Source organism: Metabacillus sediminilitoris, assembly GCF_009720625.1.
In the GTDB taxonomy this organism is placed as follows: Bacteria; Bacillota; Bacilli; order Bacillales; family Bacillaceae; genus Metabacillus; species Metabacillus sediminilitoris.
This window is the reverse complement of sequence record NZ_CP046266.1, coordinates 5,121,081-5,147,355: the sequence shown is the minus strand read 5'-3', so window position 1 is coordinate 5,147,355 and position 26,275 is coordinate 5,121,081. Positions and strand designations below refer to the sequence as shown.

Sequence of the window (26,275 nt, the reverse complement as noted above, 5' to 3'; positions counted from 1 at the left end):
CGAAGAAAGAAAAACTACATGATCTTTTCTTTCTTCGCCATTTTATGTCAAATAAGCTCTCGCTACACTAATTGATGCAGCATCGGTTCTTCTACTTCCTTCGTAGCCTGTGTAACAACCTTCGTAAGAGAAGTAGATTTTTTCTTTTGATCAAGCCATTTTGCCAAAGCTTTTGTTGTGCTTAGGAAATCCTTAATCGCTGTTTTACTGATTACTTCGTATAAACTAAGGAAATCAAGGACATACGTCTTTTCCCAGAACGTATAGTCTAACGAATCCCAGCTCCAGTTTGTCATATCATACATATCGAAAATGATGACTAAATCTTGTAAACTGTTACGGTATTTTCTTACAGTGTTCTCAGATTTACCAGCAGTTTTTTCTTTAAAAAAGGCAACCATATCTTCTGCGTAGAAGCTATTGATTGATTCTATCGTGAAGCCTAATTGTTCATAGTCTGGATCGATTTCAACTCGCGGAGCCGCTTGTTGATTCTGTTTTGTGATTTGTTCAAATGTTGAAATCCGCTTGTCACCGCCCGTTACAAATGGTGATAACGGAAGACCGAGCTCTTTACGTACAGTATTAAAATCGGCTGTTATGTCAACATGTTGATATTGCTGGCGAACTTGTTGATAAAGATTGAATTCAATTTGCTTTAACCAGTTCTCAGCATCAGCGATTCTTCCAGATTCGATTAATTCTTTAATTGTCAGACCTTTAAATTGCCTAATTGGTTTATCGAATTCAAAGCGGATATCACCTTGGGCATAGAGAGCAAAGTACTGCGGAATGTCTTTCCCAAGTGAAAACATCATGTCTCTAATTTCCGCATAAAATGGAATCGTGAATGACTTCGTTTTTTCATCAAGATTTGTAAGAGCTAAACAATCAATTAATGGATCAATAATTTGTTTAAACTCTTCTAAACGTTTTTCGTCCAAGCTAATAAACGTCAACAAATCGTTTTCAACGAAAAGCTTTCCATACACTTCAGCCAAAAAAATAGGTTCAGAGATTTCATTATCTGTGTATTGATACCAGTTGCCAGCCCAGCTGCAGGCCTTATTTTCCTGATCCCAGGTATCGATCGTAAAGTGTTCCTGGCCATGTATAAATTGAGAAAGCACTTGTTGATCCTGTACAGTATATTGAAGGGTATACTCTAGTATCTCTCTTGTTTGCTTGTCATTTTCTTCATCAACTAGAAGAGAGGCTAGTATCTCTGGTAAATAATCAAACAGCACCTGCTCACGTGTGAGTTTGGCATTTTGCATTAATTCTTCAACTTTCTTCACTGCACGAAAGACACCATTTGGGTCTTGGAAGATTTTAACTCCATTAAAATAGTATAAATCATCAAATGGCTCAAGCAAGGCAATGGTGCCAATCCACGGGGCAAACGTTGGCAGATTATCGCGACTGTCAGCTACCTGATACTGTTCTTTTGTCAGGACGTCCTCAAATAAGATCGTTTCGTTTTCTTTGTTAATGGCTTGGACCAATTTTGGGGAAAGGGTAAGCCATGTGTTTGCCATCTGCTTTTCTTCCTGTGGAAGCTGTGATTCAGTTTCGTTCATAAACATTTCAATGCCGCGGAGTCCGTTTTCAAAGCGATGGAAGAAAAAGAGATAGAAATCAAATAATCCAGAATTTAACATCTCATCAAGAGTGTGTTGTGATCGGTTTTTAAATTCTGCTTCTAATTGGTAATACTGGACACGAGGTATTTTTTTGCTTAAAAAGTCTTTCAGCTTTATCACAAGCTTGTGTTTGTTTTGCAGAAAACGATCTTCTTTGACTTCCTGTATTTGAATGACATTTTCTTTTACTAAACAACATTTTTTATATTTTTTCCCGCTGCCGCATGGGCATGGATCATTACGTTTAATTTCCAAATTTATCACCTATTAATCTCTACTATTTAAAAATGTAACCATATGTGATTTTAGATGATTATATCGAACTATTCAAGTGCCGGGAATTTTTAAATGGATGAAACCTTTGCCCTTTATGATACGTACTAATAGTTGTACGAAAATAAATTTTACTTAATGGGCTGCGAAACCTCCATTTCAAGATGGTGAGAATCAAGGGGAGAACGGTCCTTAAAGATGAAATAACTCTCGCTATATAGGAGTCGATTCGATTGAAACCATTTGTTCATTTTTTACTGAGATCATCAGTTGCTACTTTTTCAACAGGTTCGGTTTGGCTGATTAGTTTTTTCGCATTTAGCCAGCCATTCTTGCTTTCAAGTGCCTATGCATTAGGTGGAGGTGTAGTCGCTTACCAATCTATAAAAGGGGTTACGACACATCGTTTTCTAAAACATAACAAGCTTACTGGGAAGGAATATCGATATATTAAAAAGAATTTACAGGAAGCGGATAAAAAAATAAAACGACTTCGCAAAGCCTTATTGAATATTCGATCAATCTCTTCCATTAAGCAAAATTTAGACATTCTTCGCGTGGTCAATAAAATTTATATGATCACGAAAAACGAACCAAGACGATTTTACTTAGCTGAACGATTTTATTACTCGCATTTAGACTCCCTTGTTGAAATAAGTGAAAAGTATGCTTTATTATCAGCACAGCCAAAGAAAAATGCCGAATTAAACTTTCAATTAAATGAAACACGCCGAACGATCTCAAATCTAACAGAAACAATAGAAAAAGACTTATATAACGTGCTTGAAAAAGATATCGACAATTTACAATTTGAACTAGATGTCGCAAAGCTCTCAATAGATAAAACAAAGAAACAGTAATTGTAGGAGGTATGTTCGTATGACAAATAAGAATGAACTAGATGAGTTACTTTCGAACCCATTCGGTGAAAATGAAGTTATCATAGATGATCCTGCTGCACCTGTCCAATCGAAAAAACTAATTGATGTACTGCCTGAGGAAAACCGTCAAAAGGCGATTCAGCTTGCCGAACAAATTGATCCGAAAAATCAGCAGGCAATTGCATTATATGGTACACAGGCGCAAACAAAGCTTTTGAATTTTTCTCATACGATGCTCGACCATGTTCAAAAAAAGGATAGCGGAGAAATCGGGGCCATCATCGGCGATCTCATGAAAAAGCTTGAACAAGTGAGTCCAGATGATCTGAAGTCTGAAAAAGGGAATCTACTTACCCGTATGTTCGGTAAAGTTTCAAACTCTGTTCAAGAGGCATTATCAAAATATCAAAAAACAGGTGCGCAAATTGATCGCATCAGTGTAAAACTAGAGCATTCAAAAAATGATCTTCTTGGCGATATCAATGTTTTAGAGCAGCTATATACTCAAAACAAAGAGTATTTCCATGCCTTGAATGTTTATATTGCGGCCGGAGAGCTAAAGCTTGAAGAATTAGAGAAAAAGACGATTCCAGAATTAAAGAAAAAAGCAGAGGCCACACAAGATCAAATGGCCTTTCAAGAGGTAAATGACTTAATGCAATTTGCCGACCGCTTGGAAAAACGTACACATGATTTAGTCCTAAGCAGACAAATCACAATGCAAAGTGCACCGCAAATTCGCTTAATCCAAAGTGCAAACCAAGCATTAGTTGAAAAAATTCAATCATCGATCACAACAGCGATTCCGCTTTGGAAAAACCAAGTGGCGATTGCACTTACCCTGCTTCGTCAAAAAAATGCAGTCGAAGCCCAAAAGCTTGTATCAAAAACAACAAATGACCTGTTATTGAAGAATGCTGAAATGCTGAAAGTAAATACAGTTGAAACAGCAAGGGAAAATGAGCGGGGACTTGTTGATATTGATACACTTAAAAAAGTTCAAGATCACTTAATTTCAACACTAGAAGAAACGCTGCGCATCCAAGCTGAAGGCCGTGCCAAACGTCTTCAAGCGGAACAGGATCTCGCAACGATGGAGAACGATATGAAGAAGAAATTGGCGAGAATGTGATCGCAGGGAAAGCCCGATAACCGTTAAATGCGGTTACCGGGCTTTTTTGTTTATTCCTTTGAAAATGCTTCGACATTTGATTGATTGAATACTGATTGGTCTGGTTGAGGCAATTGTCTATCGATGATTCGTTGTTGTGTATGTATTTCTTGAGGTTTAGAGGGGAAGTCATTGCTGAAAATGTACGAATTGCCGAGAAAACAGATAAAAAGAAAGATAAGTGTAAAAATGACGAGCTGTCTGTGATTCATGTATTTTACCTCCATAAAAGTTCTACTATACATAGTTTCGTCAATTCTACGAGTATATAAACAACTTTTACGTATTCTTAAAATGAAGGACAATTCTACTTATATGAATATCAGAAATGGCTTTCATCAAGCCAATGAAGACCAAAACCCCTAAAAGAAACGAAGATAAAGGTCTTCATCAAGCTAATGAAGGCCAAAACCCCTAAAAGAAACGAAGATAAAGGTCTTCATCAAGCCAATGAAGACCAAAACCCCTAAAAGAAACGAAGATAAAGGTCTTCATCAAGCTAATGAAGACCAAAACCCCTAAAAGAAACGAAGATAAAGGTCTTCATCAAGCCAATGAAGACCAAAATCCCTAAAAAGAACGAAGATAAAGGTCTTCATCAAGCTAATGAAGACCAAAACCCCTAAAAGAAACGAAGATAAAGGTCTTCATCAAGCTAATGAAGACCAAACCCCCTAAAAGAAACGAAGATAAAGGTCTTCATCAAGCTAATGAAGACCAAAATCCCTAAAAGAAACGAAAATAAAGGTCTTCATCAAGCCAATGAAGACCAAAATCCCTATAAGAAACGATCGTAAAGTCCTTCATCAAGTCTTTAAAAGTTAAAATCACTTTTTTAGTCATCATGCTGAACCTTAGGAACAATCATATAATCCTTGTATTCAGCCAGCTTTTCCTCCAAAAGGATTTCTTCCAAGGATAACCCAGGTGGTAAAGTAGGGTCACCTTCAATCATAAAATCATCACCACAATTTTCATTTGTAACTGTGAAAAGAGATCTTGTGTACTCATAACCATCTCCTGAAGTAGACTCAGTTGGACCTATATTGACACAACTTTCATCAATCTCATTCTTTTTACCTTGCTTATTGATATAAAAATATTTGTTTTCAATGATTCCTTCACTTTCTGGCAGCGGCGTGATGCCATATCCCTTTTCATTAATCTCAATAACGGTATACCCGTCAATTTTTTGGGGTTGCGGTGCGTGTTCGATATTGTGTAAAACGCTTATTTCACCAATATAGCCTTCAGGAATCACATAATAATCATGGGTTTTCTTTTCATTCACATTTATTAGCTGCATGGAACCTACTAAACTAATTGAAAATAAAGCGGCTATAACAAGTCCATTTAAGATGGCCTGTTTTCTTTTTAAAGGTTGTTCTATCACTCGTCTTTTTTGCCATTCGTCGAAGAGGAGAAAGAATAAAGAACATATAACGGCGAAAGGTCCTAGTTCACCGATTATCAATGAAGTTAGACAAGCAAACAAAAGATGAATAAAGGAAGCGAGTATAAATCTATATTTTCCAGCTCGTTTTGTTAAATAGTCTGATAGAAAAGAAATAGGTATACCATATATGACATTTCCGATACCAGCATATATCATGACAACAATGAAAAAGACACCGGGATCCTCTGATGAAAATTCTAATAGAAAATAAACCAGGGCCAGAAGAAGAGTTGAATAAAGGGCAGCAAAGCTCTTTCTACCTATGTTTGTATGCATTACAATATCTCCAATATTTTGTCATTATAAAATAGTATAGCATTACGGAACGCAAACATTCTTCTATTTGATAACCCAATGGATAATATTGAGAATTTTCGCTATGATGGAAGAAGACAGTTTCAAAAGGAGGACTTCCATATGACAAAAGAATCCATCCTCATCGTTGAAGACGAAGAAAAGATCGTAAGACTGCTCGAATTAGAGCTTGAATATGAAGGCTATACCATCGGCAAGGCGATGGACGGAATTGACGCACTTGAAGCCTATCGAACGGGAAGCTGGGATTTGATTTTATTAGATGTGATGCTTCCGGGGTTAAGCGGAATCGAGCTGCTTCGAAGAATCCGTGCTGATGACTCACTTACTCCGGTTATCATGCTAACAGCGAAAGGTTCTCTTGAGGATAAGGTGTCAGGACTTGATCTTGGGGCGAATGATTACATCACAAAACCATTTCAAATCGAGGAGCTGCTTGCCAGAATTCGTGCCGTGTTAAGAATGCGTCCTGCGGCAACCTCAAAGGAAGTTGATGATGATGAGTGGTTAACAGCAGGTGATTTAAAGCTGAATGAAAAAACACGTGAAGTCACAAGAGGTGAAACAAACATTGACCTTACCCCAAAGGAGCATGATTTACTGCTTTTTCTGCTGAAAAATAAACGTTTAGTGTTAAATCGTGATCAAATTTTAGAAGCTGTTTGGGGATATGATTACTTTGGAGATACAAACGTAGTGGATGTGTATATTCGCTATCTTCGAAAAAAGATCGATTATCATTTTGAAACCCCATTAATTCATACGATAAGAGGCGTAGGCTACGTCCTAAAGGATGCAAAATGAGACTGCGAAAGAAAATCAATTTATATACGACCGTGCTGTTTATTTTCCTCTTGCTTTTAATGAACGTCTCCATCTATCTCATTTTCAGCAACTTGATGAAAACAAATGAAATCGAACGGGCGGAAGCAGAGACAGCAAAAATCGCGGTTGATGTTAGTGAAAATGTCAATCGAATTACCCCATCTGATTTACTTCGTGCCTATCTACCGATAGATGGCATGATCAAAATTGTAAAAGAGGATCAAGGGAAAGGGACAGCTGTTACATCCGATACGGAAAAAGAGTTGAGCAAACGTGAGGGTCACTTTTATCCTGGTGAACAGAGCGAAATTATCACATTTCAGCAGGAAAAATACGTTTTCGTTTCACATCCAATTATTTGGACAGATGGAACAATCGTTAACCTGCAAATCACCAAAAGCATCCAAGCTACAGAAGATATGCTTGCTGTTTTACGCATTGTTTTAATGGCAGTAACGGTCATTGCGATGATCCCTGTTCTCATATCAACTACGATTTTAAGTAACATTATCGCCGGACCGATTCGCTCGATGATCGAGACGATGAAGGAGATTCAAACAAGCGGTCAATTTAAACGAATGAATCTTGAAGGGAAATCAAAGGATGAGCTTGTTGAGATGGGCGATACCTTTAATCATATGATTGATTTGCTGCAAACGAACTTTGAAAAACAAGAGCAATTCGTTTCAAACGCGTCACATGAATTGAAAACACCGCTAACGATTATCGAAAGCTATGCAAATCTTTTAAAAAGACGAGGGTTAGAACGTCCTGACCTTTTTCACGAATCAGTAGAGGCGATTCATTCAGAGGCCATACGCATGCGAGAGATGACAGAACAATTGCTGCTGCTTGCGAAGCATCAGGAACAATGGAATATTGAGAAGGAAATCGTTAACCTGAACGAAATCACCACTGAATCTATCAAAGTGTTTCAAAAGGCCTATCATCGTAAAGTGGAGATTCACAGCAGTGATGATACTATTGAAGCAACTACTGACATTCAAAAACTAAAACAGCTCTTGTTTATTTTTTTAGACAATGCACGAAAGTATAGTGATGATGATATCTCTGTCCATATAGGAAAAACATTTATTCGGATCGAGGATAGAGGCATTGGAATCCCAAAAGCTGAATTGCCAAAGGTATTTGATCGTTTTTATCGTGTTGATAAAGCAAGAACCCGAAAACAAGGTGGTTCGGGTCTTGGCCTTTCCATGGCAAAGGAAATTTCAGATGCCATCGGTGTCCGGATTGACATAGAAAGTGTGGAAGGCATTGGAACGAAGGTCACGCTTTTTTTCGAATAGAGCATGATTTCTCATCAAGTTCTCATTTTACTGCGATATATTAAAGCCAACAAAATGTTGGATGGAGTGATACGATGAAGAAAAGAACATGGCTATGGACAGCAGCAGTCGTTGTCATTTTTACGCTGCTTGTATTTGTCGGTTTTCAATGGCTGGCACCTTCCTTTTCTGCGGAAAACTTGACTGAAAAAGAGGCAAAACAGGTGGCACTGGCAAAATACCCTGGAGAAATTATGAAGACAACAAAAACAGATCATGAATATAAAATTGATATGCAGCTGGAAACAGGGACGTATCTTATTCGAATCGATGCAAAAAGCGGAGATGTTATATCGATAAAAAGACAAAAGGGCCTAGAGAAACAAGAGGGACCGCAAGAAACACCAGAAAAGAAACTTACCGAAAAAGAAATAGAGAATCGTATTTCGTCACAGGGCAGGCTAGAATCCATTGATTATGTCCAAGAGAAAGACCGATCTTATTATAAAGCAGTTGTACACAACAAGAATGAAGTCATTACCCTCAAACTAGACCCATATTCAGGAGCTATACTTGACTCAACAAAAGAAACGGCTACGATTATTTCTGAAAAAGAAGCCATAGTGATTGCTGAAGAACATCTAAATGGAACAGGTGATGATGAAGCAGAATACCATCAGCTTCCAAATCAGACGCCATACTATTTAGTCGAAGTTGAGTTAGAAGATGACCGCGAGGCAGTTGTTCAAGTGGATGCTTACACCCGACAAGTTAAATCTGTTACGTGGGAAGACCAAGATGATGGAGATGATGACGCTGAATAAACGAATTCTCATCAAATTTTAATCTTTCTTTCGCTTTCCTCTCATTTTTGACGTCTATAGTAAAGACTGTAAGACAAAAACAAATTATAGGAGGAAAAAGAAATGAAGAAAATGGTCACAATTACATTAGCTGCAGCGATGGTATTAGGTGGTTCAGTTGCAATCAATCATAGCTTTGCAAAAGAGGATAATCAGACTAAGGCAGAACAGACAACGAAACAAATTGGTATAGAAGAAGCCAAAGCGGCAGCGCTGGAGAAGGTAAACGGAACAGTTGAGAGTGTGGAGTTAGAAGATGGTCAATCCTATTATGAGGTCGATATTATAAAGGATCAGAAAGAGTTTGATATTAAAGTGGATGCTGCTTCAGCTGAAATTTTAAAGGTTGAAGAAAATCGCAATGATGATGATGACGATGATCGTGAATTAGAAGCAGCTGCTAAAGGAGCCGTCATTTCTGAGGATGAAGCGGTTGCCATTGCGAAAAAGAACATCACAGGTGAAATCGTAAAAATCGAATTAGATGAAGATGATGGAAGATTTGAATATGAAATGGAGCTTAACACATCAAATGGTGAAGCAGAAATCACAATTGATGCAACTAGTGGAAAAGTGTTAGAGCTTGAACAAGATGACGATGACAATGATGACGATTAATAAGCTGGCCCCCACCTTAGAGGATGGGGGTCTTTGTCATAGGTAGCGAAAAACGAAAAACTAGGCTATGATAAAGAAAAACTGGTTAATTTTAGGAGGAGAATTCATCAATGACAGATACAATAAAATTCGATCTGCACACACACAATGAGCGCTGTGGACATGCAATTGGCACAATCGAGGATTATGTAAAGAAAGCAATTGAATACGGCTTGAACTATATCGGAATTTCCGATCATTCCCCATATTTTTATAGTGAGGAAGACCATCTCTATCCAACGATTGCTATGCCCAAAAGTGAGTTCGTTCTATACATAAATGAAGTCCTTCGCTTAAAGAAAAAATATGAAGATAAAATTCATGTTTTGCTAGGAATGGAAAGTGACTTCTATCCAGAACATATTGACGTGTATCGCAGACAATACCTTTTACATCCTTTTGACTATGTGATTGGCTCTGTCCATTATGTTCAGGATCTAAACATTTTTAAAAAGGGCCGTTGGGAAGGCTTAACATCACAGCAAAAAATTCAAGTGAAAGAAGAATACTATGATTTAATCCAACAATCAGCAAAAAGCGGCGTATTTCAAATCCTTGGCCATATTGATGCCATGAAAGGATTTTATCCGGAATTTACATCAATTGAAACAGATGCCATTGAACAAACTTTAAAAATCATTGGTGAAGAAGATGTCGCGATCGAGATCAATACATCAGGTAAAACAAAAGATTGCGGCGGCTGGTACCCTGCAGATGAGATCTTAGAACGAGCACTCTTTTATAATGTAAAAGTTTCCTTTGGCTCTGACTCACATACACCAGAACGGATTGGCGATGAATTTGAGCTAGTGCAGAAGCGGTTGAAGGAAATCGGGTTTTCGGAATGGGCTTATTTTATTGAAAAGAAACGGTATATGACACCGCTATAAGCATGGGGGAGATGTTGAATATTGTCGAATGGTCGATATTCTTCTGAAATCGGACAATATATAATAAAAAGTGGACAATAAACCGGATAAACCCGACAATATAATGTTATAAGTGGACAATATTGTATTTGCACATACAATAAGACCGGGAGATTCTCCCGGTCTTATTATATATCTATATCATCTTTTTTTCGTATCTTTCTAAAGATCGTTTTCATCAATATAAAGAACACTGCAACTGCTATATATACTAAAAACAAGGCGATAAATCCCCAAAGTCCGATAATAGCGTCGATAAATTCCATGTTGCCTCGATTTGTTATCGCTTGTTGAATTTCAATAGCGAAAACGAGGACAAACATAAATGTTAAGGTATATAAAAAGGCGATCAGATGAAGGCCGAATGGAAATTGTGACAACCATTTTGAAATGACAAATACACATGCAAAGGTAAAAATACCGATAAAGCCCATAATCCAGAAATGCATGTCCTTATCCGTCATCTGCATGCCGAAAATATCATTGATCATGATAATTAAAATATCGTGGATGTTGTTAACAATCTCAACAATAAATGAAATGCCATCCCTCATAAAAAGTTCACTCGTTTCTTCATTTTAGTAAACTTTATTATACCAGTGATTTTAGCAAGAGTGCATCGTTTCCTATATTTGTTAACGAAACTTAACAACGGGACTGAGCATTGGTGTCTTTTGTGAACAAAATGTAAGCCGCCTCATGATCACCTGAGGTGGCTATGCTATTATATTTTAAATTTCTTAATCATATCCTTTAAATTTAAAGCCATGGATACAGGCTACTCATTTTTCTTTCGAATATTCGTCCACATCCCATCATAGTTTGTTATTAGACAGGCTGCGAGGTGTGGACAAATGAGGAGAAGACCATCAAGTAAACTTCCACTTTTAATCATCATGATCGTTATCATTGTGTTGGTCATCATGATGATTAGGGTTTTATCTGGCTTTGGTGATGAGGATCCAGTTGATATCGTCGAGGCGTTTTATCAATATGAGCAGGAAGGTGACTTTGGCAGTGCATGGGAGCTGTTTCATCCTATGATACAGGAGCGTTTTTCAAAAAACGGGTATGTAACGGAGCGTTCACATATTTATATGAGCCATTACGGTGTGGAGACTTTCTCCTTCAAGCTTTCAGAGGCAGAAGAAGTGCAAAATTGGAAAATGGCTGAGGATGAAGATAAGATCCCAACTGCCTTCCGGATTGAAGTCCAACAAACCTTTAATAGTAAGTTTGGGACGTTTACTGTTGTGCAGGAAGTGTATGTTGTGAAGGTAGAGGAAGAATGGGTAATTGTTTGGGAGTTTGATTAGAGGGAATGAAAAAAGGCCGTGCACTCATCAATGTGCACGGCCTTTCATCTTACATTCCGCTAAACATAAAGAACATAGCTCCTGCAAATACCAAAATAACGAGAAGAATAAGTAATATAGAAAGAATTAAGATAATCCAGCCAAGTACTTTTCGTCCTGTCACAATTAAATAAATACCGAGAACGATTGGTCCAAAGATGAAGCCTAAAATTCCCCAAAGCCATGGGCTGCGATTATGCTTTGGTGCGTCAACCGCTAAGAAAATGGCAATTGCAATAGAAATAATGAGTCCTAATGAAAATTCCACAATAAAAACCTCCTTCAATTTCGTTTACTTTAAAGGATATGGTGCTCTGCTTATTTTATACATATACCCAAATAAATATATCATAACTCTCAAGAGGATTTGTATCACTATAACTAAAAAAAGCCAGCCCATTAAGGACTGACTTGTTCATTCACTTGTGCTTGCTGTATTCTCAGAGATTTCCAAATGCTCTTTCAGCTGCTTAGATAAAGCTAAACGCTCTTCTTCTGGAACAATATAATAGTAAATGCCATTGATTTTATCTCCTGAACCTTTGACTTGGAACTGTTCAAGATTTTGGCTTGCAGCCTTATAATTAGCTTGGATTTCCCACATTTCATCGAAGGTAAGGTTTGTTTTTACATTATCACGAACAACGCCAAACATGTCGCCAAACTTTGTAATCGAAGAAACATTTGCACCCTTTTTAATAACAGCTTCAATGACTTGACGCTGGCGATCCTGACGGCCAAAATCACCTCGTGGGTCTTCATAACGCATTCTCGTATAAGCTAACGCCTTTTTACCATCTAAAGAAACTAATCCTTTGTTGAATTCGTATCCTTCATACGTAAAATCAAGTGTGTTATTTACCTCAACACCACCAACAGCATCAACTGTATCTTTGAAGCTTTCCATATTGATTTTTACAAAGTAATCAATTGGAATGTCAAGGAAATTTTCAACCGTGTCTAATGCCATTTCTGTACCGCCAAATGCATAAGCATGGTTAATTTTATCCTCTTTGCCTTTTCCTACAATCTCAGTTCTAGTATCACGCGGGATACTTACCATTTGCGTTGAGTTTGTATTAGGGTTTACAGTCATTAAAATTAACGAATCAGAACGACCGACATCACCTTCACGTTCATCAACACCCATTAAAAGGATCGAAATGGGATCCTTTTCAGAAAACTTCACTTCTTCGGTACGTTTATCAGATTTTTCCCGATCTAAATCCTCATGGATACTTGCAACCGTGTCAGCAGCTGACTTATAAAGATAAAAGGCATATCCGCCTGTGCTTAGTACAAGAACACCGATTATGCTAAGAATGATCCATAAGACCTTTTTCTTCTTCTTTTTTTCTGCTCTCATATATATTTCATCCTTTTTATTCATATTAATGGTCTAACTATAACGATTATAGTGCTCTCCTCCTATTATCACAATCTTTTTTTTGTGAAAAAATGTTTCCAATCAATAGACGTCCTGTCTTCATAAAAAGTTTCAAGGCTTGTCGAATTTTGTCTATTGATTATAATAGGCAGATAGGATAGAAATCCTTATAATTATTCTGACAATATATAGAAAAAAATAGGAGGAAAGACGAACTTGATTAAACGTTTCGTTTCATTATCACTAGTTTTTACATTACTAATGACCCTATTCATCCCATTTTCGCCAAAAGCAGTTGCTGTAAACGACAGCTTAACTTTTTTACCAGCTAAAAGTAATAAGGATGGAATACAGCTGCAATGGAGAACAACTTCTTCATCACAGGCTGATGAAAGTTTTACATTAATAAAGAATGCTGAGGAGAAGCAAGTTGCTTCGGCAGAAATGATTGAATCTTCCACTGATTCAGAAGGAAACCTACAAAGAACATATCAGTTTATTGACCAACAAGTGGTTTTAGATGAAACATATACATATTCTGTTAAAAGAATAGGTGATACAGAACTTCAAACACAACCAATTGATGTGACCTTTCAACAAGGAAATGAAGCACAAGACATATTCAAATTAAACATTGATCATGTTACAGACAGATCCATCAAGGTGACATGGCCTCAATACCAAGATGCGGATTTATATCAGATTATTTTAGATGGAAAAGTAATTGAAGATATTAAACAACAAACAACCTATGAATTTAAGAATCTTGTAAGTGAGACAAGCTATTCTATTAATATTAAAGCAATAAAAGACGGTTCCGTTTTAACAGAAGCAGAAGAACATGTAAAAACTTCAGCTTCACAGCAACCAGAAAATATAGATCAAAATATTGAAGAAGAAAACATTAGCGATGAATCCAAAAACATCGCTGCAGCTGAACCAGTAGAGGAAATTGTTTCGGTTCCAGACGCAGCTGAACCAACAGAGGAAATTGTCTCGATTCCAGACGCAGCTTTAAAACGTGTCATTAAATCGTCATTAAAGTTAGATCGAAATGACATTTACCTATCAGATATGGAAAATTTAACAACACTTCATGCATCTTATGAAGGTGTTAAAAATCTAACGGGGTTAGAAAAGGCAACAAATTTACAAAAGCTTGAACTAGCAGGAAACGATATTAATGATGCTTCTGTTCTGCAAAATTTAGTGCATCTTAATTACCTTGATCTTTCAGAGACAGGCATAAAAAATATTGAACCAATTTCCACATTATCTAAATTAGAGACATTAGATATTAGTTATTTAGAGCTTTCAACGATCTTACCTTTAGAGCAATTAGCAAATTTAACAACATTAACAATCTATGGTGAATTATACTTTACTTTACAAGACGAAATTGCCTCCCTCGAACGTGATGGACTAATAATTAACCATGATGATTATTACAATTTGTATATCGATGCGATAAAGGCAAATGAAGCACGAGCAATTATTAACTGGGAATATGCTGGTGAAAACGAGGTAGATTATTACGAAGTTAAAGTTGCTGGTAACATAGTGAAAGTGGATGCTCAAGAAACGAGTTATACATTTGAAAATCTTGATCCTAATACCTCATATGATGTTGAAATTATTGCATATGACAATCAGGGCGAACAACTAGGACTAGCTGTGTCTAGTTTTAAAACACTTCAAATACCATCAGGTGAAAAAATTGATTTTCCTGATAAGAATCTAGAAAAGGCTATTAAAGCTGAATTTGGTTTGGACAGGGATCTTGTTGCAACTGACATGGAATCTTTAGAAGAACTTTTTCTTTACAAAAAAAGAATTACAGATTTAACAGGTTTAGAATCGGCTGCAAATCTACGTGTTTTATACTTAGCAGGAAACAAAATTACTAACTTTTCTCCTTTAAATGAGCTTGATCAATTAGAAAGTTTGTCATTAGGTGAAACAGGCATAAAAGATCTATCGATTTTGGCTAACCTTCATAAATTGGCTGACCTTTCTCTTGAAGGTAATGATTTAGAGAGTCTGTCAACATTGCCAAATTTACCTAATTTAAAGAATTTAACAATTTATGATAATAATATTAAAACTCTATCAGGATTAGAAAACTTTAAACAATTAGAAGTATTGGATCTTGATAACAATCCGATAGAATCAATTGCAGGAATTGAGCAGCTAAGCAACTTAAAGGATCTTTATTTAAGCGGAACATTGATTTCAGATATTGATAAATTAGTAGAGTTAGACATGCTGCAATATGTTGCTTTACACGATACGGAAAATCTCGATTTATCTAATGAATCTGTTGCACAAGTCATCGAACAGCTTGAAAATAATGGTGTGATGGTTGCCTATGACGGTTCAGAGGAAGAAGAAGAGTGGTTAGACGTCTATATCAATGCTGTAACAGAAAACTCGATGGAGTTATATTGGGATTATTATGGTGAGCAGGAAATCTCATCATTTGAAATCTACGTAAATGGAGAACTTTTACAGACAATCTTAGCAAGTGATGAAAACTACTTGAAAATTGAGAAGCTAGAACCAGAAACAGATTATGAAGTAGAAGTAAAAGCTTTAAACGAGGCTGGAGAGGTTGTACTAAGTAGTATAACTGATGGAACAACATGGGGTGAACCGTCAGGGGATGTAGTCGTATTTAAAGATGAAGCCCTTAAGGAACTCGTTAAAGAGGATTTAGGTATTGATCGTGATCCACAAGAAAGTGACTTAGAAAAGTTAACGATAGTATATTTGCATGAAACAGATATTACCGACCTTACAGGCTTGGAATATGCAACAAACCTTAATGATTTTAGTGTCTATCGAAATACAGCTCCTTTAAATTTAGCACCACTTGAAAATTTAACAGAGCTAACGCAAATCACGATTGATGAAACTCAAATCGAAAGTTATTCAGGTTTAGCAAAAATCAAAAACCTCCATTCATTAACGATTATGAATAATGAATTAACAGATATTTCTTTTGTTAGTAGTTTGACTAAGCTGGAAGATATTTCGCTGATGAACAATCATATTAACGATATTTCAGCTTTAGAATCTTTAACAAGATTAAACTTTATTAATCTAGCAAACAATCAAATTGAGGATCTTGCACCTTTAGCGGCACTAAATGATTATCTCTACTACTTAGATGTAAGTAATAATCCAATTAAGGATATTACTAGCATCGCAAATCTTGAAAATCTTTATGAGCTGATCTTAGATGAAACAATGATCGAGGATATTACTCCATTATTAACAATGACTAATCTTGAAAGAGTATCATTGTACAATATTTCTACACTGGATCTTTCAGCAGACTCAGTTAAAGAGGTCATTGAGCAATTAAAAGACTGGGGTGTAGACGTTAATGTAGATATTGACAGTACACCTGAACTACACATTGACGAAGTTACACAAAATTCAATCTCTATTTCGTGGGATAAAATGCTGCCGAAGGGGAAAGGCGAATATGTCGTTAATTTGTATTCGAACTTCGGTGAAGAACTTGTTGAAACGATTATATTAGATAGCAGCCAAACGAACTACACCTTCACAGGTCTTACTCCGTTTACAGATTATTTGTTTGATGTAACTGTAGATGAAGAAGATTATTATAATTATGTATATGGTGAAGCAACAACTTTACCAATTGAAGGTTCGGTTAAGGACGTCAGCATGTTTGTATATAAAACAGAAGATGTGCCTGTCGTTGATGCCATGTTCGACCTATATGGAATTGATGAAGAAAATGAACAAGTATATCGTTACGGTTGGTCTGACGAACAAGGTAGATTAATTGACTACACAGATGATGAACCGATTGACATATTTGAACTGCCAATCGGAAATTATGAAATCATCTTCACAACAGAAGATGGAAATGAAATAAGCTTCCAGTTCGAAATCACTGGAACAGAAGATTATGTGGAAAATCCTATTTTCTTCTTATTAGAAGAAGGAGAGGACCCAGTGACTCCTCCGAATGATGGCGATCAGGGAGAAGATGTGGACAAAGAAGAAGAAGGAAAAGCACCAACACCTTCGGCAGGAAAAAATCCTCCTACCACTGTGGATCCTCCAGCTGATGGATCAGAAGAAAAAGCAAATAGAGAGCTTCCAGAAACGGCTTCAATGATGTATAACTATTTGATCATCGGACTTATTGTACTAAGTCTTGGCGGTGCGGTACTCTTTATTCAAAAAAGAAAAAAGGTTAATGAAATGTAAGCTGAAAGAAGAAAGGGGGCCTAATGGCCCCCTTTTTTTGCAGTTAAAATGAAGGGGAGATGTGTCGAAATGTGTCGGGCGGTCAATAAAATACTGTATTCGGACAATATATTTGAAATTAGGACAATAAAAAGTTAGAACTGGACAATAAAAAGATCAATTCGGACAATAATACATGAATTTCGGACAATAAGTTATTTCCAAAGGGCGAAGATCCCGTTCGGATAATAAAATAATGTATTCGGCTGATAAAATACAGATTCTAGATGATAATTTAGCAACTATAGACAATATATACCTAGAACAGGACAATAAAATATGAATTTCGTACAATACGTCATTCTTCGGCTTAGCAGGATGTAGTAAGAATCATGACGAATGAGATAGAGAATAAATATAAAGGACAGGGAATGATGAAATGATCATGAAACAGCGGTTGTATCCCGAAATGATTAAGAAATTAGAAATGCTGCAACTTAGAATTCCGACCGATCATCAGAAGTACCATGTTATTAGTGGGGATTTGGCAAAAAGGAGAGCTGGGTACTTTGGAGAACGAAGTATTGATTACTATCTTGAGTTTCTTCCAGACAAGCACTTCATTTTACATGATGTTAGGCTTTTCGATGGAGCACACTATTTTCAATTAGATACTGTCATACTTTCGAGAAAATTCATTCTGATATTAGAAGTGAAAAATTATGCAGGAACCTTATTTTTTGATAGTAACTTTAACCAACTGATTAGAATTCAAGATGAGAAGAAAGAAGCTTTTCCTGATCCAATTTTGCAGGTAGAACGTCAAAGCTATCAATTGAAAAAATGGTTGAGACTTGCTCATTATGACATGCCGGTTGAATCACTGGTTATCATCAGTACACCGCGTACCATCCTTGGAACAACTCCTCAAAATGAAAAAATCTATCGTAAAGTTATTCAGAGTGCGAAACTCCCATTTGTGATGATGAAACTTGAACAAACGAATAAAAAGAATTACATAAGTGAGGAGCAGCTTCTGCAGCTCAGTAAGTTCATATTGGACAGTCATTCCCCTCTTGAGATTGATATTCTTACTCATTACCAAATACAAAAATCAGATATTATAAAAGGAGTCATTTGCTCGCAATGTCAAGCGATTCCGATGGAAAGAAGGAAAGGTAAGTGGATATGTGAAACTTGCAGTTTTGTATCAAAAGATGCCCATATTTCTGCTCTGAAAGACTATTCTTTACTAATCGACACTACCATTACAAATAAAAAAATGAGGGATTTTTTAAAGATTTCCTCTACATCTGTGGCAAATAAATTACTTTTTTCTTTAAAACTCAGGAGCAGTGGCACTAATAAAGGAGAATCTACTTCTTGAATTTTTGATACTATCAATCCCCCCCTGAAACATGAATTCTGTATAGCCTAGACTTTTTCCTGATTTATACTAAATAAAAACAGAATTTTGTCGAAATAAACTATGAGAACAAATTAGGTAGTAAAGGAGTTTGAACATGGCCGGCCAGGAGTTGAAACAGCATTTAACACAATTAGAAGAGCAACTAGCTATTTTAATGAATAGTTATAAAGACTACAAGTCTAGAAACATTCAAAATGAACAAGTTAACATTTCATTGTTACAACATATCTTATATGTAATGGCAATCATCAGTATTACAATATTATCAACATATGTCATTAGTTCTTTTCTAATCGAAGTAAAGGATTATATGCTATCCATAGCAGTCGTACAAGCTCTCCTTTCAATAGGGGTATATATTTATTTTGCGAAAAAATTGATAAATGTCCCAAAAAAACCACAGCCCAAAACAACTTCAAATAAGTCCGTTTTTGAATTAGATCAACAAAGATTTGCCATTTTACAAGAGCTTGCAAGATCACCCATCCCACAATCATATATTACTCCAACTGCAATAAAAAAAATGCTGCAGCTTGTTAACAGTGGCAAGTGTTTAACAATTGATGAATGTTTAGCTCAAATTAATCTACAGCAAGAAAAGCATAAAGAAGAGCTTAAACTTATTCAAAACTTACAAATGATTTCCTTTCATTAATAAAAAGGAAGTTTATTTCTGTTTATGGGAAATCTTTGTAGATTGCGAGTTTTTGTGTATAATTTTATATAGGAAAATGTCGATTAATGGGGGAAATACTTGTGAAAAAGCTTATAGTTTTAATTACACTAATTGTGTGCGGAGCAGCTATTATTTTTGGAAATATCCATTGGAATAATAAAATTTCCGCACATGGTGAAGAGATGAAAAATACAAATAGAGAAGCTTCCGATGAAAATGTAGAGGAAGATATTAAGCTAGACATCTCAACATATTCTAGTAATCTACCTAAAGGGCTACAGCAAAAAATGAACAATGCGATTAGCTCTGGAAAGCCATTGCAATTAGTTATTTATGGATCTGATGCAACTTCTGATGAAGAAGGAGCATGGCCATACCTACTTACAAAACAGTTAAAGGGTATATATGGTGAAGAATTATTCAACGTTACTGTACTTTCTGAAGGTAACAAAACAACTCTTGATGTTGTTGAACAAAAATCATACGAAGAAGTGAATAAGTTAAAACCAGATGTTATCTTATTTGAACCGTTTATGTTAAATGATAATAGTGGCGTAATTGGTGTGCCAAATACGATTAATAATATTGAAACGATGATAAAATCTTGGGAAGAATCTAATAAGGATGTAACCATTCTTATGCAACCGACTAATCCAATACATGGTGCTACCTTTTATCCAAAGCAGGTTGACGAATTAAAGGTTTTTGCAGAAACGAATAAAATCATCTATTTAAATCATTGGGAAAAATGGCCGGAATTAGCCGATGAAACAATGAAAGAATACTTAATAGATAACAGCCAGCCGAATGAAAAAGGGAATAAGGTATGGGCAGATTTCTTAATTAATTATTTTATTGCTAAATAGACAAAGGAAATACTCTTTTATCTATTTTTCTATCTAAATTTGAAGTAATAATAAAAAGAAGAGGATCTGAAGTTTTATCAGAGCCTCTTCTTTTATATACATGTAAATTAATAGCAAGAAAGGAAAGTGCCCAAACCTTAAAAATTGTTTATGCATGAATGATTACATGTGAAAATTTAATTTAATAGAATTGTATTAGATTTCCAAATGTAACCGATTCTCCCTACGAAGTCAATTTTATACCAGTTACCTGTTTCCTCAATAATTGGATATTCTACTCCTTTCATTATCTTTCCAAACGTAATTTGGTTTCCTGTAATATTTTGTTTAACGTATATATCTGATATGGCTTTTACTTTTTTTGGACTATTCGGTAGTCCGTTATTTAATGAAGGAACAGAAACATTTGCTAGATACTCTGTTTCTCCCTTCTTTATATACCCAAATGTATTTCCGATTTTCACTTTATACCAGTTTACAAATTGATCATCAATAATTGGAAATACTTGATCATTATAGAGTGTTCCAATAATTGAATCACCTGTCATCTGTTTATAAATATTCATGTTTTTCTTTGGAGAAAAATAACTTTTATCCAATGATGTATTGGCCTTCCAAACATATCCTACTCTTCCTAAAAAGTCTATTTGATACCAATAATCAGATTCATTAACAATTGGGTAAGAAATTCCTTTATTAATTTTTCCAATCGTCATTTGGGTCCCAGTTATATTTCCCTTAACATATAATTCATTTTTTGCTGTAAATGATTTCGAAAGGACTCTGCTTTTGTTTAGCTTTGACTGATCAATCGTAGAAATCCCTTTTGTATTTGCTTTTTTGATGTAGCCGTAAGTATGACCAAACTTCACTTTATACCAATTAATAAAGTTAGATTCGATAATTGGGAAAGCTTCTCCCTTGTTTATTGTTCCAATTGTAGCATCACCTGTCATCTGCTTATATACTGGAATATTAGTAGTTGGAGAAAAGAAATCATATTGTTTCTCAGAATCCGTAGCCATTTCTTTATTATAGTTTAGTATTGTTGCATTCAAGTTGCTTTTCTCACTAATAATGATATGTGGATTTAATTTAGGATCTAGCTGTTTCATAATTTTCACTAAGCTGTCTTTATAAATTGCCACACACCCTAATGTATATTGTGTAGAAGTAGTTCTTGTATGAAGGAATATTGCACTTCCTTTACCTTTAATAATCGGATTCGTATTGTAATCAATTGCAACGACATAAGAGTATAACGGATGAGTTAATTTTTCATAGGATTTCCACCTGTTATCCGGATTACCTTGGTAATATACCATCTTATTATAGTCATTAGAATGGACGTCATCGATCCAATAATAATACTTATTTGTATTTGTATAAGGTAGTTTTTCTCCTGTAGGTTTTGTTGCAGTTCCAAAGGCAGAAGTCAGACTATACACACCTTTTGGCGTTTTTCCGTCTCCTTCAATCTTATTTGAAGTTAATCCATTTTTTCCCACAACACCACTCATTCTAGAATACACTTTTACCCATTTGCCATTTTTCTTTTGATAAAACGAAATTTCTGCGTTCCTTGAATTTGTTTTATCAGTGGTCGCTAAAATGACCTGATTAATACCACCTTTGAGTTGACTTAATTGACTTTCAACTGATGGAGTTGCTGCGTTTGTGATGGTTGAAAAGAACGGGAATATTGCAATAATCAAAGTTAGAATGTAAATAAAAACTGATTTTTTCATAAAATATAATCTCTCTCCTCATGTGGTGTTTAATAAAATTATAAGTCTTAATAAATGACTAGAAAAGAACAAATCCAAAAAATGGGCATATTTCTGCATCTAACTAATATGTAATATTACACATGTTTTGTAGGGCATGTACTTCATTTCATGGCTTAAGCGAGTATTTCGTATATTTTTTAAAAAGAAATGACCAAAATCTTGTAGAATTTGTGCATGAAAGGAGAGGATTATGATTAAGATAAATCTTCACTTATTTTCCTTACTGTTATTACTAGTTTTCATGAATTTTACATTTGCTGAAGTACATGCTTTTCAAAAGGTTGATCAGCTCCTCGTTTTAAAAACAAAAAAGTCTCTATTTGATAGTCCTGATAAAAATACGAATACTAAGCAATTAATAGATCCTCAAATTATTAAAACTATTAAAAAACAAAACGATTGGTATGCCATTGAAACAAAAAATGGGGAGAAATGGATAACTAATGCAAGTGTAATAACGAACTTTAAGCAAACCAAAGTAAATAAAACTTACCTTTTAGGAACGAATAAGATTGCCGTTCCCATTCCATTTTTCATAAATGATCGAATCTCAATTCCAAAAGGTACAGTTGTAAAAGCAATGTATGAAGGGAATGGGTTTATTCAAGTTACTTATCATAATAATAGCTACTGGATAAAAAATGATCGTACTTTAAAACCATTTGAACAATCGGTTCAGCCTATTAATAAGAAACTAGTCTTTAATACAAAGAAAGTCCTTTTTTCTTTACCGTCTCAGCATGCTAATACAAAACAACAAGTCGATATTCAAATGATGACTGCTAAAAAGCAATTTAATAACTGGTATGCCATTGATACTGAGAATAGGGAAAGGTGGGTAACAGATTCGTCTGTTCAGGAATATGCGCCGGATAAGACAGAGGAAAATAATAGATTGTTTTTGACTAAACCGAGACTAGGTTACTTTACCCCTGCTTTATTATCAACAAATGCAGTTATCCCAAAAGAAAGTGAAGTTACAATCATAGAAAGATGGAATGATTGGATTTCTGTTGATTATAATGGGAAAAACTATTATCTAAAATCCCCTAGTTATGAAACGAATTTGGTACCAGCGAATCCACAATCTGCTGGAGAGTTAATTAACAAAGAACTTTTACTTAAGACAGACAATGAGTTATTTACATATCCTTCTACTTTATATGGAACTGGAAAATTAATAGATGAACATTTTATTCTTGCAACTCGTCAATGGAAAACCTGGTACCTTATTAATAATGGACAAGAGCAGCTCTGGATAAATAGAGACAATATAATAGAAGATTTTAATCCAATACCTTTTGAAAAAACGTATAAACTAACTGCTAATAAACAAATATATATAGCTCCACTTTATGATGCTGAAAGAATAACAGTCGAAACTGAAACAGAAGTGAAAGCAGTTAGAAGGTGGAATGAGTGGGGAGAGATCGAATATCAAGGAAAGAAATATTGGATACTCGATGAGTAAAGATGAATGAGAAATAAAAGTTGTGTTATCAAACCATGATAAACACAACTTTTTATATTTCTTTTGATAGTAGAATTTTAGTGAAATCAAAATTTCTTTTCGAATAGCGTAATTCTATAAATAATACATACCCTTTACAGGTAGTATATTATTAAGTAAAATAAAGTTTGGATATTTTTCGTAGATAGTTTTAATTGACGATTAATTTCTTGATGTACTGTTTAAAAATGAATGAAATAGACGATATTGATGCGTGTCTGTAATAATAAATATTAGCAAAAATCGATACATATTTTTGTAAGCAATCATTCATTTGCTATATTTAATTAAAGAAAGATCAAAATTTGTTGGAATAAGAAAATTGGAGGTAATTCCTATGTCAAAAGAAGTTATTTTAAATGATATTAAATTTGGTGGAAATAATCCATTTGTTTTAATTGCAGGCCCTTGCATGATAGAAGATGAATCACTTGTTTTATCTACTGCAGAAAAGGTAAAAGAGCTCACAACAAAACTAGGTATTCCATACGTGTTTAAAGCATCTTACGATAAAGCAAATCGATCTTCAATCCATTCACATCGCGGGCCAGGTCTTGAAAAAGGATTAGAGATTTTAGCTAAAGTAAAGGAACAGTTTGATTTACCAGTTACTTCTGATATCCATGAACCAAATCAAGCAGCGGCAGCAGCTGAAGTGCTAGATATCATTCAAATTCCGGCATTCTTATGCAGACAAACAGATTTACTAGTTGCTGCAGGTAAAACAGGGAAAATCGTTAATGTAAAAAAAGGCCAATTCCTAGCTCCTTGGGACATGAAAAATGTCGTAACGAAATTACGTGAAACAGGTAATGATAACATCCTCTTAACTGAAAGAGGTTCTACGTTTGGATATAATAATTTAGTGGTTGATTACCGTTCACTTATTACAATGCGTGAGCTTGGCGCTCCAGTTGTCTTTGATGCAACACATAGCGTACAAATTCCTGGAGGTCTTGGAACAACGACTGGAGGAAAACGTGAATATGTTCCTTATCTTTCTCGCGCAGCTGTTGCTGTTGGCGTTGACTCTGTATTTATGGAAGTTCACCCTAATCCGGACGAAGCACTTTCTGATGGACCGAACACTGTGAAATTAGAAGAATTAGAAAACATTCTTAAGCAAATTAAAGAAATTGACGACATCATGAAGCGATAATGGAAATAGGGGGATGGAGATGGAAATAATTTCTAAAAGTTATCTTTCAAGTTTTCATGAAGTTTTAGAGCAAGAAGCATCTGCAATCATATCCTTAAAAGAAGTACTTGATGAGGAAACAATTAATCGTGCGATCGAGATGATTCTTACATGTAATGGAAGAGTCGTCGTTACCGGAGTGGGAAAATCTGGTATTATCGGGCGGAAAATCAATGCAACTTTAGCAAGTACTGGAACGCCATCACTTTTTCTCCACCCTGCAGAAGGATTGCATGGTGATTTAGGAATGGTAACAAAAGAAGATATTGTTATCGCAATTTCTAATAGTGGTGAATCTGATGAGGTTCTTAGACTTATTCCATCTATAAACAAGATTGGTGCTAAAATGATTGCGATTGTCCAAAATACGAAATCTACTTTAGCGGTCAAGTCTGATCTCGTTCTTAGTATTGGAGATGTAACTGAAGCTTGTCCTCTTGGTCTTGCACCGACAACAAGTACAACAGTTACGTTGGCGCTTGGGGATGCCCTTGCTGTTGCTTTATTAAAAGCGAGAGATTTTAAACCGGAAGATTTTGCTGTGTACCATCCAAGCGGCTCATTAGGCAGAAAATTGTTATTAACTGTTCAGGATGTTGTTGTTTCTACAAATAAGAACCCGGTTGTTCATGGGAATGTATCGATTAAAGAGGCATTATTTTTAATGACGGCTCAAGGAATGGGTGCTACAAGTGTTGTCGATGAGCATGATCTTCTAGTGGGAATTTTGACAGATGGAGATATAAGAAGAGCGTTTGCCCTATCTGATAATGTTTTATTGTCACATGTTGATGATCTTTGTAATCGAAATCCAATTGTTATTACTTCTGATATGCTTGCAGTTGATGCACTTAAAATAATGGAAGAACGAAAAATTAATGTCCTTCCTGTCGCTGATTCTAATAATCGACCAATTGGAATGATTCATATCCATGATTTAATGAAATTAGGAATATAGGGTGTATATATGAATATTAAATTAATCGTGTTTGATGTTGATGGGGTATTAACAGACGGAAAACTTTATATTGGATCAGATCGAGAGGAATATAAAGCGTTCCATACTCAAGATGGCATGGGGATCAGTCTGGCACATTATGCTGGAATCAAAACAGCAATCATTACTGGGAGAACTTCTGAGTCAGTATTAAAGCGATCAGAAGAATTAAAAATAAATTATGTTCATCAAGGTATTCATGACAAGCTCGAAGTTATGGAACAAATCATGAAGGATTTGGATATCACTTTAGAGGAAGTTTGTTATGTTGGAGATGATATTAACGATCTTCCAATTTTACAAGTTGTTGGATTTTCAGCCGCGCCTTCCAATGCTGTTCCTATTGTTAAACAGCATGTTCAGTATATTTCTCAAGAAACTGGCGGTAATGGAGCTGTAAGGGAGATTATTGATCATATTTTGAATCAAATGGGAGATTACTCGGCTCTATTAACAGATTATTTACAAGGGAAATTTAAAATTACTCAATAGATAAGAAAATGAATCAACCTTAGTCCGAATTATTGGGCTAAGGTTT

23 protein-coding genes are annotated in these 26,275 nt (G+C 35.4%); 16 read left to right on the top strand and 7 right to left on the bottom strand.

Going from position 1 to position 26,275, the window contains the following annotated elements:
• Positions 1-62: 62 nt before the first annotated feature.
• Positions 63-1,898 (bottom strand): SEC-C domain-containing protein, encoded by a 1,836-nt coding sequence (locus GMB29_RS24795; RefSeq protein ID WP_168733797.1) that lies wholly within the window; start codon positions 1,896-1,898, stop codon positions 63-65.
• A gap of 251 nt (positions 1,899-2,149) precedes the next feature.
• Here GMB29_RS24795 and GMB29_RS24790 point away from each other — a divergent pair, with 251 nt between their 5' ends.
• Both GMB29_RS24790 and GMB29_RS24785 read left to right on the top strand, forming a co-directional pair.
• The gene (locus tag GMB29_RS24790) at positions 2,150-2,776 is read left to right on the top strand and encodes a 5-bromo-4-chloroindolyl phosphate hydrolysis family protein (protein ID WP_136352280.1); all 627 of its coding nucleotides are present in this window, start codon (positions 2,150-2,152) and stop codon (positions 2,774-2,776) included.
• Positions 2,777-2,795: 19 nt separating this feature from the next.
• The gene (locus tag GMB29_RS24785; protein ID WP_136352281.1) at positions 2,796-3,929 is read left to right on the top strand and encodes a toxic anion resistance protein; all 1,134 of its coding nucleotides are present in this window, start codon (positions 2,796-2,798) and stop codon (positions 3,927-3,929) included.
• Positions 3,930-3,979: 50 nt separating this feature from the next.
• Here GMB29_RS24785 and GMB29_RS24780 read toward each other — a convergent pair whose 3' ends face one another.
• Together GMB29_RS24780 and GMB29_RS24775 are read right to left on the bottom strand one after the other, a co-directional pair.
• Positions 3,980-4,180, bottom strand: a complete 201-nt coding sequence (locus GMB29_RS24780; RefSeq protein ID WP_136352282.1) for a hypothetical protein — start codon at positions 4,178-4,180, stop codon at positions 3,980-3,982.
• Between the two features lie 623 nt (positions 4,181-4,803).
• Complete coding sequence (locus tag GMB29_RS24775; RefSeq protein ID WP_136352283.1) at positions 4,804-5,700, bottom strand: DUF6843 domain-containing protein; 897 nt, start codon at positions 5,698-5,700, stop codon at positions 4,804-4,806.
• A gap of 141 nt (positions 5,701-5,841) precedes the next feature.
• On the opposite strand from GMB29_RS24775, the gene GMB29_RS24770 reads away from it, so the two are divergent.
• From GMB29_RS24770 to GMB29_RS24750, 5 genes are all read left to right on the top strand, one after another.
• Positions 5,842-6,543 carry a response regulator transcription factor gene (locus tag GMB29_RS24770; RefSeq protein ID WP_136352284.1) on the top strand — a complete coding sequence of 234 codons (702 nt, stop codon included), beginning with the start codon at positions 5,842-5,844 and terminating at the stop codon, positions 6,541-6,543.
• Positions 6,540-7,874, top strand: a complete 1,335-nt coding sequence (locus GMB29_RS24765) for a sensor histidine kinase (protein WP_136352285.1) — start codon at positions 6,540-6,542, stop codon at positions 7,872-7,874. Before GMB29_RS24770 ends, GMB29_RS24765 begins: the two co-directional genes overlap by 4 nt.
• Positions 7,875-7,948: 74 nt before the next feature.
• Entirely contained in the window at positions 7,949-8,677 is a 729-nt protein-coding gene (locus GMB29_RS24760; RefSeq protein ID WP_136352286.1) for a PepSY domain-containing protein, read from the top strand.
• A gap of 102 nt (positions 8,678-8,779) precedes the next feature.
• Positions 8,780-9,334 (top strand): PepSY domain-containing protein, encoded by a 555-nt coding sequence (locus tag GMB29_RS24755; protein ID WP_136352287.1) that lies wholly within the window; start codon positions 8,780-8,782, stop codon positions 9,332-9,334.
• Positions 9,335-9,444: 110 nt separating this feature from the next.
• Positions 9,445-10,263: a histidinol-phosphatase gene (locus GMB29_RS24750; RefSeq protein ID WP_196305212.1), complete on the top strand. Its 819-nt coding sequence runs from the start codon at positions 9,445-9,447 to the stop codon at positions 10,261-10,263.
• A gap of 167 nt (positions 10,264-10,430) precedes the next feature.
• Here GMB29_RS24750 and GMB29_RS24745 read toward each other — a convergent pair whose 3' ends face one another.
• Positions 10,431-10,856 (bottom strand): hypothetical protein, encoded by a 426-nt coding sequence (locus GMB29_RS24745; protein WP_136352288.1) that lies wholly within the window; start codon positions 10,854-10,856, stop codon positions 10,431-10,433.
• A 300-nt stretch (positions 10,857-11,156) separates the two neighbouring features.
• Between GMB29_RS24745 and GMB29_RS24740 the strand changes: the two genes are divergently transcribed.
• Complete coding sequence (locus GMB29_RS24740; RefSeq protein ID WP_136352289.1) at positions 11,157-11,618, top strand: hypothetical protein; 462 nt, start codon at positions 11,157-11,159, stop codon at positions 11,616-11,618.
• A 49-nt stretch (positions 11,619-11,667) separates the two neighbouring features.
• Here the strand turns inward: GMB29_RS24740 and GMB29_RS24735 are convergent, their stop codons facing one another.
• Positions 11,668-11,925: a hypothetical protein gene (locus tag GMB29_RS24735; RefSeq protein ID WP_136352290.1), complete on the bottom strand. Its 258-nt coding sequence runs from the start codon at positions 11,923-11,925 to the stop codon at positions 11,668-11,670.
• Positions 11,926-12,072: 147 nt separating this feature from the next.
• Complete coding sequence (tagU, locus tag GMB29_RS24730; protein WP_136352291.1) at positions 12,073-13,023, bottom strand: polyisoprenyl-teichoic acid--peptidoglycan teichoic acid transferase TagU; 951 nt, start codon at positions 13,021-13,023, stop codon at positions 12,073-12,075.
• A 237-nt stretch (positions 13,024-13,260) separates the two neighbouring features.
• Between tagU and GMB29_RS24725 the strand changes: the two genes are divergently transcribed.
• The 4 genes from GMB29_RS24725 to GMB29_RS24710 all read left to right on the top strand — a co-directional run bounded on the left by GMB29_RS24725 (position 13,261) and on the right by GMB29_RS24710 (position 20,242).
• Positions 13,261-17,292, top strand: a complete 4,032-nt coding sequence (locus GMB29_RS24725; protein ID WP_136352292.1) for a leucine-rich repeat domain-containing protein — start codon at positions 13,261-13,263, stop codon at positions 17,290-17,292.
• Between the two features lie 418 nt (positions 17,293-17,710).
• Complete coding sequence (locus tag GMB29_RS24720) at positions 17,711-18,658, top strand: nuclease-related domain-containing protein (RefSeq protein ID WP_136352293.1); 948 nt, start codon at positions 17,711-17,713, stop codon at positions 18,656-18,658.
• Positions 18,659-18,794: 136 nt separating this feature from the next.
• Complete coding sequence (locus GMB29_RS24715) at positions 18,795-19,355, top strand: hypothetical protein (protein ID WP_136352294.1); 561 nt, start codon at positions 18,795-18,797, stop codon at positions 19,353-19,355.
• 101 nt (positions 19,356-19,456) lie between these two features.
• A complete protein-coding gene (locus GMB29_RS24710) occupies positions 19,457-20,242 on the top strand; it encodes an SGNH/GDSL hydrolase family protein (RefSeq protein ID WP_136352295.1) in 786 nt (261 codons plus the stop codon).
• A gap of 176 nt (positions 20,243-20,418) precedes the next feature.
• On the opposite strand, the gene GMB29_RS24705 is transcribed toward GMB29_RS24710, so the two are convergent.
• On the bottom strand, positions 20,419-21,990 hold the full coding sequence (locus tag GMB29_RS24705) for a L,D-transpeptidase family protein (RefSeq protein WP_136352296.1): 1,572 nt from the start codon (positions 21,988-21,990) through the stop codon (positions 20,419-20,421).
• Positions 21,991-22,222: 232 nt separating this feature from the next.
• Between GMB29_RS24705 and GMB29_RS24700 the strand changes: the two genes are divergently transcribed.
• From GMB29_RS24700 to GMB29_RS24685, 4 genes are all read left to right on the top strand, one after another.
• Entirely contained in the window at positions 22,223-23,503 is a 1,281-nt protein-coding gene (locus GMB29_RS24700) for a hypothetical protein (RefSeq protein WP_136352297.1), read from the top strand.
• Between the two features lie 376 nt (positions 23,504-23,879).
• A complete protein-coding gene (gene kdsA, locus GMB29_RS24695; RefSeq protein WP_136352298.1) occupies positions 23,880-24,701 on the top strand; it encodes a 3-deoxy-8-phosphooctulonate synthase in 822 nt (273 codons plus the stop codon).
• A gap of 19 nt (positions 24,702-24,720) precedes the next feature.
• Complete coding sequence (locus GMB29_RS24690) at positions 24,721-25,698, top strand: KpsF/GutQ family sugar-phosphate isomerase (protein ID WP_406600296.1); 978 nt, start codon at positions 24,721-24,723, stop codon at positions 25,696-25,698.
• Positions 25,699-25,707: 9 nt separating this feature from the next.
• Positions 25,708-26,229, top strand: a complete 522-nt coding sequence (locus tag GMB29_RS24685; protein WP_136352300.1) for a KdsC family phosphatase — start codon at positions 25,708-25,710, stop codon at positions 26,227-26,229.
• The last annotated feature ends 46 nt before the right edge of the window (positions 26,230-26,275 follow it).

What these genes read in the sequence shown, in the direction of transcription:
- GMB29_RS24785 (WP_136352281.1), top strand. Translation starts at nt 2,796, where the DNA reads ATGACAAATAAGAATGAACTAGATGAGTTACTTTCGAACCCATTCGGT.
- GMB29_RS24780 (WP_136352282.1), bottom strand. Translation starts at nt 4,180, where the DNA reads ATGAATCACAGACAGCTCGTCATTTTTACACTTATCTTTCTTTTTATC.
- GMB29_RS24775 (WP_136352283.1), bottom strand. Translation starts at nt 5,700, where the DNA reads ATGCATACAAACATAGGTAGAAAGAGCTTTGCTGCCCTTTATTCAACT.
- GMB29_RS24770 (WP_136352284.1), top strand. Translation starts at nt 5,842, where the DNA reads ATGACAAAAGAATCCATCCTCATCGTTGAAGACGAAGAAAAGATCGTA.
- GMB29_RS24765 (WP_136352285.1), top strand. Translation starts at nt 6,540, where the DNA reads ATGAGACTGCGAAAGAAAATCAATTTATATACGACCGTGCTGTTTATT.
- GMB29_RS24760 (WP_136352286.1), top strand. Translation starts at nt 7,949, where the DNA reads ATGAAGAAAAGAACATGGCTATGGACAGCAGCAGTCGTTGTCATTTTT.
- GMB29_RS24755 (WP_136352287.1), top strand. Translation starts at nt 8,780, where the DNA reads ATGAAGAAAATGGTCACAATTACATTAGCTGCAGCGATGGTATTAGGT.
- GMB29_RS24750 (WP_196305212.1), top strand. Translation starts at nt 9,445, where the DNA reads ATGACAGATACAATAAAATTCGATCTGCACACACACAATGAGCGCTGT.
- GMB29_RS24745 (WP_136352288.1), bottom strand. Translation starts at nt 10,856, where the DNA reads ATGAGGGATGGCATTTCATTTATTGTTGAGATTGTTAACAACATCCAC.
- GMB29_RS24740 (WP_136352289.1), top strand. Translation starts at nt 11,157, where the DNA reads ATGAGGAGAAGACCATCAAGTAAACTTCCACTTTTAATCATCATGATC.
- tagU (WP_136352291.1), bottom strand. Translation starts at nt 13,023, where the DNA reads ATGAGAGCAGAAAAAAAGAAGAAGAAAAAGGTCTTATGGATCATTCTT.
- GMB29_RS24720 (WP_136352293.1), top strand. Translation starts at nt 17,711, where the DNA reads ATGATCATGAAACAGCGGTTGTATCCCGAAATGATTAAGAAATTAGAA.
- GMB29_RS24715 (WP_136352294.1), top strand. Translation starts at nt 18,795, where the DNA reads ATGGCCGGCCAGGAGTTGAAACAGCATTTAACACAATTAGAAGAGCAA.
- GMB29_RS24705 (WP_136352296.1), bottom strand. Translation starts at nt 21,990, where the DNA reads ATGAAAAAATCAGTTTTTATTTACATTCTAACTTTGATTATTGCAATA.
- GMB29_RS24700 (WP_136352297.1), top strand. Translation starts at nt 22,223, where the DNA reads ATGATTAAGATAAATCTTCACTTATTTTCCTTACTGTTATTACTAGTT.
- kdsA (WP_136352298.1), top strand. Translation starts at nt 23,880, where the DNA reads ATGTCAAAAGAAGTTATTTTAAATGATATTAAATTTGGTGGAAATAAT.
- GMB29_RS24690 (WP_406600296.1), top strand. Translation starts at nt 24,721, where the DNA reads ATGGAAATAATTTCTAAAAGTTATCTTTCAAGTTTTCATGAAGTTTTA.
- GMB29_RS24685 (WP_136352300.1), top strand. Translation starts at nt 25,708, where the DNA reads ATGAATATTAAATTAATCGTGTTTGATGTTGATGGGGTATTAACAGAC.